This is a genomic window from Bacillus sp. D7-8 (assembly GCF_052055895.1).
GTDB classification, from domain to species: Bacteria; Bacillota; Bacilli; order Bacillales; family Bacillaceae; genus Bacillus; species Bacillus velezensis.
In genome coordinates this window covers 1,406,200-1,421,919 of record NZ_CP179922.1, presented here as the reverse complement: position 1 = coordinate 1,421,919, position 15,720 = coordinate 1,406,200, and the positions used below count along the sequence as shown (strand labels likewise).

At 44.2% G+C, this 15,720-nt stretch carries 2 protein-coding genes; both read right to left on the bottom strand.

Features of this window, described 5'->3' with window-relative positions:
- Positions 1-13: 13 nt before the first annotated feature.
- The gene (locus ACKTRM_RS07315) at positions 14-7,018 is read right to left on the bottom strand and encodes an SDR family NAD(P)-dependent oxidoreductase (RefSeq protein ID WP_012117469.1); all 7,005 of its coding nucleotides are present in this window, start codon (positions 7,016-7,018) and stop codon (positions 14-16) included.
- Positions 7,011-15,719 (bottom strand): type I polyketide synthase, encoded by an 8,709-nt coding sequence (locus ACKTRM_RS07310; protein ID WP_012117468.1) that lies wholly within the window; start codon positions 15,717-15,719, stop codon positions 7,011-7,013. Before ACKTRM_RS07310 ends, ACKTRM_RS07315 begins: the two co-directional genes overlap by 8 nt.
- Between the last annotated feature and the right edge of the window lies 1 nt (position 15,720).

The following is a 15,720-nucleotide window of genomic DNA, read 5'->3' as shown; positions in this document are numbered from 1 at the left end:
CCTTTTCTTTTCTTTATAATTCTTTGAAATCAAGTAAAGGAATCAGCAATTCTGACTCTTCCTTTTCTGGAGTTTCTCCATTGTCGATCCAGCATTGTTCCTTATTGAATATAACCGGAGAAAGCGGGTGTCTTTTTGTCTCTCCATATCCTAATGTGAGATGGCTGTCGCTCAATATCATATGTGCGTTCGTGCCCCCGAATCCAAAAGAACTGATTCCGGCTCTCAAAACCCCTTTTCTGGGACGCCATTCTTTTAAAGACGTGTTCGGAAAGAATGGCGACTGATCAAATTTAAAACGCGGATTTGGCGTTTTACAATGTAATGTCGGCGGGAGCATCTGATTTTTTATGGATAAGGCAACCTTTATAATACTCGCTATCCCTGCTGCGCTCATTAAATGTCCGAAATTCGTTTTTACGCTGCCTACTCCGCAAAATTGCGTTTCTTCCGTAACCTCCCGGAACACTTCTGTCAGCGCTTTTAATTCAATCGGATCTCCTATCATCGTACCGGTGCCATGCGTCTCGACATAACTGAGAGTATCTGCATCAATTCCGCCTTTTTTCAGGGCTTTTTTTATCACTGCGCTTTGCGCTTTCGGATTAGGTGTTGTCATTCCCATTGTCTGTCCGTCATTATTAACCGCGGATGAGTCAATTACCGCGTAAATTCTGTCACCTTCGGCAAGGGCGTCATCAAGTCTTTTCAAAAGGACTGCGCCGCATCCCTCTCCCGGTACAAAGCCATCTGCCTTCTCATCAAATGTATGACATTTTCCTTCAGGTGAAAGCGCCCGAGCCTCACTCAGCATGACGTAAGGCTTTTGATCCAGCAAAATGTCAACTCCGCCCGCAATCGCCATATCTGACTCTTTTGACATCAGGCTTTGACAAGCGAGATGGACGCTGACCACTGAAGAAGAACAAGCCGTGTCTACAACCAGATTCGGTCCTTTCAGATTAAAAAAGTGTGAGATATGCGCGCCTATGAAATTTTGTCCTATACCCACGATCGTATTTTTTGAAGGGGAACCTATTTTGGACATAAACGTCCCGGTCCGCGAACCGATGAAGACGCCGACTTCTTTGTTTGATACTTCTTCTTTTGTATAGCCGCCGTCTCTCAATGTCTGGACGCTGACCTCAAGGCATTTTTTGATTAACGGATCAAGCTCTGATGCCTCACTTTTGTTCATATTAAAAAACGCGGGATCGAAAGACTCAATATCTTGAAGAAATCCGCCCCACTTACTAATACTTTTTCCCTTTTCATAGGTGTCAGAGTAGTATGAAGAAATATCCCATCGCGACGCCGGGACTTCGCGGACACTATTTTGTCCTTTCTTCAAGTTTGTCCAGAACGTTTCTGTGTCCGGAGCATCCGGAAACTCACAGCCCATTCCGATAATAGCGATCTGGTTCAGACTGGTTTGTTGTATTTGAGATCCGCTGTCCCGTACTTCGGAAGCATTTTGATTTATATGTTGCTCTTTTTTCCGAACCTCAATGTTTTCTGAATCAATTTGAGGACTGATCCCCTCACTTGCAAATAATTCGTTTAAATAAACGCCCAGTTGTGAAAAACTCGGATACTCCAGAAAAGCTGATGGTTCAATTTTTATTTGAAATGCATCTTCCGCTTTTTTGACAAGCTGAACCAGTAAGATTGAATCAACTCCGTAATCCGCAAAAGACGTATCCTGATCTAAATTCCCGCAAGGTATTTTCAGCTCCGCGGAAAAAATCTCCATTAACTTCCTGATTATAGCTTCATTGTCTCCCTGACCAGAAATCACTTTTTCCTCAGCATCCGGGTTATTTTTAGCAGCTTGAATTCTTGTCTGAAGCAGCTGCTGCAGCTTGAATTTCTCCGGATGTGTCTTTGCCGGTATAAGGCAGGGGTATCCGTTTATCGTCATCATTTCATCCAGCATGGCAATACCTGTTTCTGTTGAGTGTGAAAGTAAACCAAGTGCCTGATATGATGGACTTGTCACCTCGCCCATCCCAATGTCCTTCCAGCTCGGCCAGTTAATTGATTGATAATATGTTCTGCCGGCTGCATGCTGATACGCCGCAAAGTAATCCATAAAAGCGTTCGCCGCGGCATAGTCACTTGTTCCGGCGCCTAATAAAGGAAAGGCGCTCGCAACAGATGAAAACAAAATGAAGAAATCAAGTTTGTCATCAATAAAAATGTCATGGAGTACCTGCATCCCCTGTACCTTTGGCTCAAATACTTCTCTTATTTCTTGATCAGATTTATGAATAAAAGCCGGATTCGAATGATTGGCTGCACCAGCGCAATGAATCACTCCGCCGATTTTGCCGAACTTCAGTCTCACCTCTGAAAAGAAGCGATGTAATGTTTCTTTTTCCGTGAGCGGCCCGGAATACACTTCCACCTGAACTCCCTTTTGATCCAACTCATGCAGCAGTTGTAATTTCGAATAAAGAGGTGACTTTTCATCGGTGTCTTTTAACATGCCGGCTATTTTATCAGATTCCGGAAGGTCGGTTACTCCCATCAACACAAGTTTTTTGACTCCCTTGCCGGCATAATGTCTGGCAAGTTCTGCTCCGATCCCTCTTGTTCCCCCTGTAATAACCAGGGTTTGATCCGTACGGCATACTGGCAGACCGGATAGTTTCCGGTTTATTTCCGCTGCATGTAATTTCTCGACGTATGGAATATAACGTTCACCGTTCCGGTAGCAGATTTCACTATACAGCCCGTCAGCGTAAGCTTCATCTGTGATTACCTGTCTCAATTCCGCCGCAGTCCCGACATGACCGTCTACATCTATTGTTTTTGATTTTATCTTTTGATACTCCGCACTCAGCATTTTATATAGTCCGGCTGTTTCGGCTCCGGCTAACGACGGCTTGTCATTCAGAAATGTCTGCAGCCCTCTGGTCACATGTAAAACGAAAAGCTGTTTACGTGTCTTTATGATTTCCTGCAGCAGTGTCAGCTTCCCGATTGTGCCGGTGCGTGCCCCGTTTTGATCACTCCGCAAATCTGACAGGTCAATCATGCCGATGATTTCCGGATTTTCTTCTATGACCGCTAGAGCCGTTTTTTTGGCTTCCCCATCCGAATGATCCCAGTTATCTGCGCAAATGACAGCGGATTCAATCAGAGGATCTGAATCAAACAATTCGAATGCAAGCCGCTCACTTTCACTATTAGCCAGGATCATCACCTGTCCTTTCGTAAAAGCGGAGGGCGCAGCCTTTTGTTTTTTCCACGATTTTTTATATACATCAAATGGTAAGTCAGTCGGTGCGTGTGGCAAACTCTGCGGTACGCCTGTTTTTTTCTGTTTCTGTGCAGCTTTTGCGGCAGGCACCCAATATCTGTTCCGTTCAAAAGGATATGCAGGAAGAGAGACAAGCTTCGGTAATTCCGCAGTGTACATCTCTTCCCATTGAACGTCTCCTCCGTTCACCCAGTGAATGGCCATTTCTCTTGCACTTTTAAAGCGGGCGGCTGACAGGGCATCCTTTTGACCAGCGTCTCGGCGGGCCTTTCCCCTATATAAACCGTTTAACTTATGATCTGACCGCAAATACATCGTCAGCTTATTGCGAAGATCGTCAATGCTGCTAACCTCAACAGCGAGCCGCTCTTCCATAGCGTTTCTCCCGGTCTGCGAAGTGTACGCAGCATCAGCTAGTGACGTGTTTGGCCCCAGTTCATTTATATATGCATCAATCAAGAGTCTGAGCCGTTCTTCATTTTTGGCAGAAAGCAGAATAATTTGCGTCTTGTTGCTCTTTACCGTTTCCATCTTTTCTTCATTCTTATACTCTTCGATGATAATGTGGGCATTAGATCCTCCAGCGCCGAAAGAACTGATGCCTGACCTTCTGGCTTGATTTTGCGGCGTCTCCCAATCGGTCAGTTCAGACTGCACGTAAAACGGTGTTTCCTCAAAATCAATATTAGGATTTAAGTTACCGGAATGAAGGGAAGGAGCAAGCTGTTTATATTTCATTTGCATCAGCACTTTTGTGATAGAAGCAATTCCCGCCGCAGCCTCTAGATGTCCGATATTTGACTTAACCGAACCAATTGCACAACGATAATCGCTTTTCGAGCTGTGCAAAGCTTTGGTTAAACCTGAAATTTCAATCGGGTCTCCCAAAGATGTCCCCGTGCCATGCGCTTCAATATAACTTATGCTGTCTGCATCAATCCCCGCCTTATCAAGAGTTTCACTGATGACGTTTGCCTGCTCGCCCGGATTTGGCACAGTGTATCCGTTTGTTTTTCCGCCGTGATTTACAGATGTTCCCTTAATCACACCGTAAATCCTGTCCCCGTCAGCCTTCGCGGCAGAAAGCGATTTCAAAAGAACGGCCCCGACTCCTTCTCCCGGCACATATCCGTCTCCTCCCGCTCCAAAGCTTCTGCAGCGCCCATCGCTTGAAACAAAATGATTTTGTGAAAGTAAAGTATATTTATCCGGGTGTAAAGATAAATTCACGCCTCCGGCAATAGCAAGGGTGGATTCTCCCCTTTTTAAACTTTCACATGCAAAATGAACAGCAGAAAGTGAAGAAGAACACATTGTATCAATTGCAAGGCTGGGCCCGTGCAGGTCAAAGAAATATGACACCCGGTTTGCGATAGACGAATAAGAAGACAAGAGCGCCTGACGTTCCTCATCATCTGAAGCACCGGCTGCAAATAACTGATAGTGGCTGTAGGTGACACCGACAAATACACCTGTCTTATGCCGTTTCAACTTTTTCTTTGTGTAACCCGCATCTTCAAACGTGTGCCATGCCGTCTCTAAAAATAACCGTTCCTGAGGATCAATTAACTCGGCATCACGAGGCGAAATTGAGAAGAACAGCGGATCGAATTTATCAGCGTCTTTTATAAAACCTCCCCATTTGCTGTCATGACGGGCATTGTCACCTGTGTGATAATATTTCCGAAAATCCCAGCGCTCTTTCGGTATTTCCGTTATACAATCTTTTCCGGAAGAAATATTTTCCCAAAACTGTTCCACATCTTTCGCCATCGGGTAGCGGCCGGCTATACCGATAATTGCAATATCTTCCTCGGAAGGTGCGGATGGTATGCGGGAAACGGAAAGCTTCTCCCGTTTCGCCGGCGCCGAATGATCAATTCGCTGTTCGGCTGCCGGTAAAAATGCCTTCTGCAACTCATGCTGATAGTGTTCAAGAAAATACTCTGACAGCTCTTCAACACTGCTGTATTCAAAGAAAAGAGTCTTAGACACTCTTCCAAAATATTTTTCCAGACGGGAGTTAAGACCTAAAATCGTTAGAGAATCAATTCCGTAACGGTCAAACGTATCCTCGGGTAAAATACTGTCCGCCGGTCTTCCCGTTTCCGCTCCGACGATCTCTGTCAAAAGACGGACCGTTTGCTTTTTCAGATCTTTTTCATGTAATTGCGGCAGGTTACTGTTGTTTTCAGGCACAGTCTCTATCTTTTTATGGTCAGTTGAGAGTAATTCACTTATTCTATCTTTGTCTCCGCTGATAACAGCCAGCTGAGAAGCAGAGCGGCTCATACTGTCCTGAAAAGCGGCAAGTCCTGCTTGGGCGGATAAAAGTTCCAGCCCTGCATGTCTTAAAGCCTGCAGCTCTCCCGGCCCGACTGTCATATTGCCCGCATCCCATAACGGCCAATTAATAGAAAGTGTTTTCCCGGGACGTCCTTTCATGCTTCGATACTGGGTGAATCCGTCCATACATCCGTTAGCGAAGGCGTAGTCGCTTTGACCCGCATTAGGCAGAACGGCCGAAAGGGATGAAAACATAACGAAGAAATCTAGAGGCTCTTCTTCAGCTGCTTTATCCAGCCAAACGGTTCCGAATACTTTAGGCGCTATAACTTCTTCTATGCTTTCTTTCGTTTTTTTTATGATAAATGCATCCTTAACAAGTCCGGCACTGTGCAAAATTCCGTTTAATTCTCCGAATGTCTGCTTAATGTACTTAATCAAAGCGTCCGTCTCTTTTTCCTTTGAAATATCTGCCGGGACATATAAGGCTTCAGCGCCGAGATTTTCAAGAGCGCTTAATTTTTGCGCCGTTTCACGGGAGGCCGGGGAACGCCCGGTTAATATCAGCTTGACTTCTGCCTGTTTCGCCAGATATTCAGCAAACAGATACCCGAGACCGCCGGCTCCTCCCGTAATTAAATACACACCGTTCTTTTTTACACTGAAACTATGTTTCTCCCCATCTTCTTTTTTTACTCTTTGAAGCTGCCTTTTATAATAATGCCTCGGCTCATAACAGGTAAAGCAGTCCGTCTTACATTGATTGTTCCATTCAAAAGAGATGACATCTGCAATATGCTGCTTTGTAAACGGCTCGTCAAACATTGATTTCAGCTCTGCAGCCTTACATGTGAAATTCGGATTTTCGGCCTGTACGGTCTTAAGAAAACTTTCAACCGCGTTATAAATCGGCTGAACCTCACCCTCGGCATTTTCATACAGATACAAAATTTCTGCTTTCGGACAAAGTTTGTTCGCCATGAAGGCCTGAAACATTTGAAACAAGGAATACAGACTTTTATTGAGCTGCTTTCTCATTGCATCTTCTGTATTTTTGAAGAGCCCGGCAGCCAAAAAATGAATAATATGGCGGGGTCTTATATTTTGAGAACGCAGAACCCCGCATAACGCATCATAATCCTCACCTTTTGTAAAGTTCATTGTAAAACGACCGTTCCGGCAATCTTCGAAACGCTCGCCGGAAGTCACGTAAATGAAAGGCGCCTCATAACCTTCAAGCTGTCTCTTCATTACGGTATACATGCTGTCGTCTTCGCAAAAAAATAAAATTGGCTCTTTCGTATGCGGGAATTTTTTACTGCCTTTAAATTCATGTCTATCCCATACCATTTCATATAGATGGGTTTTCCCCAAGCTCTTAATTAATTCCAGCCCTTCTTCAGGCGTCAGGCTGCATTCTTTCACCTTTTTCACGATTTGCTCAATTTGCATCGTTTTTTCATTCATGGAAAAGCAACTCCTCTATCAGCTCTGACGTCTCTTTCGTATTCATCTCACCTGTTTGTGCTTTTTCAAGAAGCGACATGATTTCTCCATCTGCTGTATCTTTATTTGAGTTGTGAAGCTCAGTGTTCGAGAAAGCCTCAGCCTTCTGCGCTTCATCTTTATTTAAATGAATCCAATGTCTGTTCTTGCTGAAAGGATAAAGAGGAAGAGACAGTTTAACCGGTTTGAGTTCCTCCTCATACAAGTCTTCCCAGCTGATTTCACAACCGATCGTCCACAACTGAGCCAGTTTGGCCGGCTTGTTTTGCTGAATCAGTGATTGAACATATGCATGACCTTCGGGGCCGCCGAATAAAGGAGCGTACAGACTATCAAAATCCGTTACATTTCCTTCATAAACACCTTGCAGCCTGCTCCCCTGAATGTAACCGTTTAATTTTTCAAGAAGATCACCTGTATTCGAGCAAGTGATCGCAAGGCGGCATTCAAATGGTTCCCTTCCGGTTTGCAGCGTATATGCTATTTCTTCAAGACCGAATCCGGACTTTTCTCTAAAATTGCTGTTATACGGTTTATCAGCTGATCGATTCCGGATGCTGCTGATATAGCGGCACAGCTCGCTCAGTGTCTTTAATTCCTGAAATATGTCAAGTGATATTTCTGTGCCGTACATTTGGTTTATAAAAGAGATTAATTCGGAATAAGCCAACGGATCAAATCCGAATTCCGATAGAGGTGTCTTTGCATCTATATCTGCGGTATCTAAACGCAGGATACCCGCTGCCGCTTCCCGAACCGCCTCTTGCAAATCACGTTCCTGCACCTCTTGCTGACTGAATTGAACTGATAGTTCTTCATGTAAAAACGTTGTTAACTCTTTGGCTTTAACCATCAGTCTTTCCTTTGTTTTGGCCGATAGAACAATGATTTGTTCCCGCTCGCCAGTTACTGCTTTATCTTGTCCGTATTCAAATTCTTCCACGATGACATGAGCATTTGCCCCGCCGAATCCAAAGGAACTGACTCCGGCACGGCGCGGAATTTCATTTCCTTTTCGATCTTTTAATGTGGCCCACTTCATAGTTTTATTGACAATATGAAACGGTGTTCCGCTTAATTGAATGTAAGGGTTCAGTTCCTTGACATGTAGTGTGGCAGGCAGTGTTTTATACTTCATGGATAGTAATACTTTAATCAGCCCCGGCATTCCAGAGGCGGGCTCTAAATGACCGATATTCGTTTTTACTGAACCGATGCCGCAATATTGATCATGATTCTTTCCTGAACGCGGCTCAAAAGATCCAAACGCTTTTTTCAAGCCTTCAATCTCAATCGGATCTCCCAGTTCTGTCCCGGTTCCGTGTGCTTCAATGTAAGATATCGTATCAACAGGAATATCGGCATTTTTGTAAACAGACGTTAACAGTTCTGCCTGAGCTTCCGGGTTCGGAGCGGTCAATGAAGCAGATCTTCCTCCGTGATTTTCTCCGGTTCCTCTCAGAACTCCGTAAATATTGTCTCTGTCATTCATTGCCGCTTGCAATGGTTTCAATAACAGAACAGCTGCACCTTCACCGCGGACATAACCGTCGGCAAGTTTATCAAACGTCTTACACCGGCCGTCTCTAGACAAAATACCGAGTTTATCAGTATACATATGCGTGACTGGATCTAAAAGCAACGAAACCCCGCCTGCTACCGCCAGCTCACTTTCACCATTTTGAATCGAGCGCACAGCTCTGTGGATTGCTACAAGACTGCTTGAGCAGGCTGTATCAATGGACTCACTCGGACCTCTGAAATTAAAATAGTGGGATACACGATTGCTGATGAGCGCCTGGCTGTTTCCGGTTCCCGCAAACGCATGCGCCCCGTCCGAATGCCTCATCAGCAGCTGGCGGTAATCATTAAATTGAATGCCCGTAAACACCCCGATATTTTTGCCAGACAGCTTTGAAGCTTTGTAACCCGCATCTTCTATCGCTTTCCAGGTTTCCTGCAAATAAATTCTGTGCTGAGGATCCATGAGTTCTGCTTCCCGCGGATTAATATTGAAAAACGCCTCATCGAATTTATCGGCATCTGTGATAAAGCCGCCCCATTTCGAATGTACTTCGCTGCTTCCTTTGCCTTCGGCGTATTTTTTCCAATCCCAGCGATCCGGGGGAATTTCCTGAATCAAATCTTTTTCATTGATTAAATTGAGCCAAAACTCATCTGCATTTTTTGCTCCCGGAAAAACACAACTCATCCCGATAATGGCAACTGGCTGCTTCTCCGGATGATGGTCAGCCTGTCTTGTTGTCTTTTTTTCAAACGGAAAACTTCGCGGCGGCTTCACGGTTTTCCCGGTGGTTTTCCCAGCGTGCACTACTTTCCTTTTTTCAGAAATGTTTTTTTCTGCATCTGTATTCCCTTTTGCAACAGTACGCAGTTCACTGTTCAGAAATTCTGAAAGAGACTTAATATGGCTGTAAGTAAAGAAAACGGCAGGTGTCAGCTTTAGTTTGTATTTTTTATTCAGTCGGACAGCTAATGTTTTCAAACTGATAGAATCAAAGCCGAGATTGCCGAAATTCTCTGCCGTATCCAGCTGTTCAATGTTAATTTTCAATAATTCCGATACCATTTGCTTCAGTTCTTCCAGGACATTGTCTGTATAAGCCGGTGCTGTATAAGAAATTTCCTCTTGACGAACCGGAAGCGTATTTACTTTTTGATGCGGCAGATCTTTTCTTGCTGGTGTCGTTTCGGCATCCCCGGTAACAACCGAAATTTGCGGGCAGTCACTTGCCAAAATCGTCTCAAAAGCCGCTATCCCTTCTTCCGTTTCCAAATAATCAAACCCGGATGCGGAAAGATATGCTTCTTCAGCTTCTTTGTTTAAATGCATTCCGCCTTTACGCCACAACGGCCAGTTAATCGAAATGCTCTTGCCTTGTCTCTCTTGCCGGCGGCTCTGTTCGGATCTCCAATTTATATATTGATCTTGAAAATAATTGCCCAACGCATAGTTAACCTGTCCAAAATCTCCGAAGACCGAAGAAATAGAAGAAAATACGATAAAGAAATCAAGCGGCTCATCTTTCGTTAATTCATCTAAACATACCGTGCCTTCAATTTTAGCAGTCATGCCATCTGAAAAATCAGCCAGATTCATCTCTGTAAATAACCGATCATCGGCATGACCAGCTGAATGGATAACGCCTTGAATAGAGCCCCAAGTCCGTTTCGTTTCTTCTATGACCCGTCCCATCGTCTTTTGATCTGCGGCATCAGCTTGATAATATACCGCATCTCCTCCAAGCGCCTGCAGCCGGTCAATGTTATGGCGTTTATCAGCTGTTAACGGTGACCTTCCCGTCAATACTAATTTTGCTTGATATTGAGAGGCTAAATATTTTGCGAAAATCAGGCCCAGACCGCCCAAACCGCCCGTTATGAGGTAAATCCCTTCCTGTTTCAGCTGATGAGAGTGCTCTGTATGATTGAATACATAGTCCTTTAATGTCTTAACATACCTCTTGTCATTTATATATTTAACTTCTTCCGCCTGCCGTTCCATGCCTGAAACCATTTCGTTAAGACAAAACTCAGCCATTTTTTCAATTGATATACGTTCTGAAAAACCGATTGACTTCACATTCTCTGCGGATGGCACCAACATATTCGCCGTTTTTAAACAGCCTGCAAGAGCGCCCGTATACGGATCATTCACGCCTTCTTTAAAAGAGTGAACAAGAAGCAAAGAATGAAGATAAAGAGAGGCGTCACTGCGGGCGCTCAGGGCTTTTAATAAATAAAAAATTGATTCCAGGCCGCTAAGGAGGTGGTCACCCGCGTAAAATGTTTCTCCCGTGTGCAAGATGACATCAGGAGAAAACCCCTTTTTCTCTAATTCTTCGAATAAACGAATGTAATCTGACGTCACTTCCGGGTTTACATAGAATGTCAGCAGGTCCTGATCGATCTGCCGCTGATCCGGCGTGACGAGAATGACACGGCTGTTTGATTGATTTTTCAGAGCTCCAGCCAATACTTCATCTTTTGCAAAGACCAGAATTGTTTTTGGCTCCCTATCTTTGATTTCAATCAGAGGGTTTTTTTGATTCCACTTATGCTCATAAAAACGTACATTTTTATTAGGCTTTTCGCCAAAAACCAGCCCGCTCAGTTCCATCAAAATCCCGCCGGCATTGTCTAATACATACACATCATAAGCCGAATCGCTTTCTCCAGTTTGTTCTGCATATACATAAACGGGTTCAGTCTCATGATCAAAAATCGTACATTCTTTAATGTTTTCCGGGAGCTCTCCGGCATTTTCCCCCGCAAGGTATATGACGGCTTGATATACGCTCTCAATAACTTCCGGTTTGATTATGCACCCTTTCGGCCCGGCCTTTGCTTTTATTTTTAAAAGTACCTGTCCGTTCCTGCTGACGCAGTGCTCTGCCGCTTTCAGACTGTCACTGCAGCTGTATCCGAATTCGGCAAGCCGCTGATAAAACGCTTCGTGCGGTATGCGGTCTGCGCGCTGAGACAGAAACGGCTCAAGATGAATATTTCCGTTCTCGTACGCCCCGCCTTCTAATTCGAGCCGCCCTGAGGAATAAATGGATGAGTCGCTCTGTTTTTCTATAGAATACGATGCACCCTGATTATCCGGGGTTAATACAATCCGGATCTGCTCATTGCTTCCGCTTTGTAACATCGGTTCTCTAAAGGAGAGCTCTGTTAATTTAATAATCGGATTCCCTGAAGCCATCGCTCCGGCAGCTCTCGCCATTTCAATCTGGCTGAGAAACGGAAACATTTCCCTGTCTTGATACTTTGTTTTTATATACAAACCGGTATCGCTTACATTGATAAGAAACTTCTGTGCTTTAAAATCAGATATATTGCATGAAATGTAAGGATGCAGATCGTTATTAACGTTCATCCGGCGGCTTCCCATATTTTGCGCATCTATTCTGCACAGCTCTTTGGCAAATGGATATCCGGGTGCTGATACCCGTCTCAGAGTGGCATCTTTATAAAGTGACGGCCAATCAACCCCGTTACCGCCAACCCAGTATTCAGCAATCTTCACAAGATCCCTGTTTGCGGCTGCTTCTTCAATTTCAGCTTTATTCATCCTTTGAGCTTCTGTTGTGTCTTTGCCGCTTGTAAAAATATGATTCGTCGCGTTTCCGAGAATATAGTCTGTCAGCCTTTTAAGCAATTCATCTCTTGTGGAGGCGATAACAGCCAATCTGTGCGGCATTTCTTCTCTGCCGGTTTGTAAAGTAAATGCTGTATTTCTAAGTGTTTCTAATGAATAATCTCTGGCTGCTATATGTTCTTTTGCACGTTTTGCATATTCTGCCAGCCTGTCGGCATTTTTTGCAGAAAAAACAAATAAAAGCTGTTCAGGTTCTTCAGCCGCGAGAGGAGAGATAGCTTCATCCGCAAATTCTTCTAAAATAACATGGGCATTAGCTCCTCCTGCCCCGAAAGAACTGATTCCGGCACGCCTGGGAACGGATGACTCCCATTTTTCGGCACTGTCCGGTACATAAAAAGGTGTTTTTTGAAACGGTATATTTTCATTCAATTCAGCAGAATGAGTCAGTGACGGAACAATCGTTTTATGTTTCATTTGAAGAATAACTTTCGTAATGCCCGCTATGCCTGCAGCAGCCTCAAGATGTCCGATATTTGATTTAATCGATCCGATCGCGCATGTTTTCTTATCGCGTTCGGCATCTGAAAATGCTCTGGTCAGACCGGTGATTTCAATCGGATCTCCTAACGCGGTGCCTGTTCCGTGAGCTTCTATATAGCTGATGCTTTTTGGATCAATAAATCCTTTTTTTAAGGCTCTCGTAATGACCTCACTTTGAGCTTTGGGATTCGGCACGGTATATCCATTCGTCTTAGCACCGTGGTTGATGGCTGTTGCCTTAATAACTGAATAAATCTGATCACCGTCCGCAATAGCCTTTTTTACAGGTTTCAGCAGCACGGCACCTGTCCCTTCTCCCGGCACATAGCCGTCTCCTCCGGAACCGAAGCTTCTGCACCGGCCATCACTGGATAAAAATCCGCCTTGAGTCAGGAGTTCATATTTATGAGGATGAATGGATAAATTGACGCCTCCTGCAATTGCAATTTCACATTCATTCCTGATTAAACTTTCACAAGCAAAATGAACAGCCGTTAATGATGAGGAACACATCGTGTCCAAAGCAATACTTGGCCCGCTGAAATTAAAGAAGTAGGATACCCGGTTGGCGATTGATGCATATGAGGAAGAAACGGCCGCTTCGTGACCAACGCTGTACAGCTGATATTGGCCGTACATAACCCCTGCAAAAACACCGACGTTTTTTCGTTCAAGCGTTTTCTTTGCGTACCCCGCATCTTCTATGGTGTGCCAAACCGTCTCTAAAAACAGTCTCTCCTGCGGATCAATTAATTCAGCTTCGGCAGGAGAAATATTAAAGAACAACGGATCAAAATGATACACATCGTCAATAAATCCCCCCCATTTGCTTTGGTTTTTTACTTCGTCGCCCGCCGCAGGCTGATAGTGCAGCCCCGAATCCCACCGATCCTCAGGTATCTCAGTTATACAGTCTTTACCGTTCAATAAGTTTTCCCACAGAGTATCAAGATCATTTGCCATCGGGTAACGTCCGCTGATACCGATAATCGCGATATCATTGTCATGATACTTCTCCTGCTGCACCTGATTTTTCATCTGGATTTTCTGTTTCCCGTTAACATCGGCTGTCTGTTCATGATCTTTTTTCTTCTGTGATGGGGTGCTACTCCCGTTTTCTCCTAACCGGAGTTTATGAAGAAGAGTATCCCTGTGCTCCTCAACGAAATACTGTGACAATTCTGCCGCAGTCTGATATTCGAATAACAGCGTTTTTGAGAGCGCGCCGAAATGTTTTTCAAGCTCATTCGTCATATTGATAATCATAACGGAATCAAGTCCGTATTTTTCCAATGCCTCTTCTGCATCTATTTTGTCCGCAGGCATCCTGAATTCAGCAGCAATCACTTTTATGATGAAATCAGATGTTTCAGCTTTCAGTTTCTCTGAATCAAATGATTCGATATTTCTCCCTGTTCCTTCATCTGCCTGAATATTGTCTTTTCGTTCATATAATTGCTGAACATGATTGTCAATTTGCTCATCTCCGTAAAATACAGTAAATTGCGAAAAACCGGAGGACAATGCAACAGCAAACGCTTCTTTACCTTCCTCTTTTTCTAAAGGATAAAAACCCGCCTTTTTCATTGTCTCTACCGTGCGCTCATCCACTTGCATGCCGACTTCTTTCCACAGCGGCCAGTTCAGAGAGAGAGAAATCGTATCAGAATCCTGGACAGAACGCATATTCATGAAATGATCCATATAACTGTTTCCGAACGCGTAATCAGATTGCCCGACATTTCCCAACACTGCGGAAGTAGAGGAGAAGCAAATGAAAAAGTCAGGATTTTCTTTCTCAACAGCATCATTCAGCCACATCGTACCCAATACTTTCGGTCTGATTACCTGATCGAATTCCTCTCGTGACTTGTTAAGAAGGAAAGAGTCACGGATGATTCCCGCGCCCTGAATGACCCCGTTTACTTTTCCATAAGAAGTTTTGGCTTTTTTGACTACATATTCGGCTTCTTCCTTATTGGTAATATCAGCCTGAACATAAACAGCTGAAGAACCGGCATCCTCTAATCGTCTCAGCTGTTTTCTTATATGATCTGAAAGCGGAGATCTCCCCGTTAAAACAAGGCAGCATTTTGTTTGAAAAGCCAAATATTCTGCAAAGGTAAATCCTAATCCGCCCGCGCCCCCTGCGATAATATATACTCCATTTTCTCTCAGCGGCACATCTCCGCTTCCGGAATTTTTTTCGGGTTCATACGTTTTGAGCTGTTTGACATAACGCTGCATGTCTTTATAACGAATCTCTACATCTGAAGGCTGGAAATCACTCAGCTCATTGCGTATGATATCAGCTGCGTGAACAGCTGCTATTGACTGCTCCATCTCAATGCTTTTTGCTGAGATTAACGGATTTTCCAGCTGCAATGTCCGCAAAAATCCGCTTGCCGCCGCGTAAAGAGGCTGTTCTCCAGAAAGATGCGAAAAATATCCATATAACAGCTTGATCGGTTTGCGGCAGTTATTTTTGAAGAGCGCCTGTTGTAGTAAAAACAAAGAATAGACTCCGCTGTCGCATTGTTCACGAATCGCTCTCTCTGTCTTTTCAAACGGCATGTCTGACCATAAATGCACCGCTTCCCGTATATCTGACTTCTCTTCTTCTATAAGCCATCCTAACAGGTTTATGTAATCTCTTTCAGAGCGGGGGTCGATTTCAAATACACCGTCCCCGGTTTTTCGAAACTCTTTCCCCGGCTTAACCAAAATAATCCTTGTATCATGCAATGCAGCAAGTTCTTTACTCACATCTTCATTTTTATCAAATAATAAAAGGCTGCCCTCATGTCTGCCGCCTTTTACATGAATGCTGAGATCTGTCCGCTGCCAGACCGTCTGATAATATATCGCCTGTCCGTTACCCCCTGCGGAATGAGAACCAAGCTGCTGTATCCGCTTTACTCCTTCTTCCAAAGAAATGATGCCGCTTTCTATGTCAGAAAGTACTTTTTTTCTAATATGACGGGCTTCTTTCATA

Excerpts from the sequence above, each read along its gene's own strand:
- ACKTRM_RS07310 (WP_012117468.1), bottom strand. The coding sequence starts at position 15,719 with ATGAAAGAAGCCCGTCATATTAGAAAAAAAGTACTTTCTGACATAGAA.
- ACKTRM_RS07315 (WP_012117469.1), bottom strand. The coding sequence starts at position 7,018 with ATGAATGAAAAAACGATGCAAATTGAGCAAATCGTGAAAAAGGTGAAA.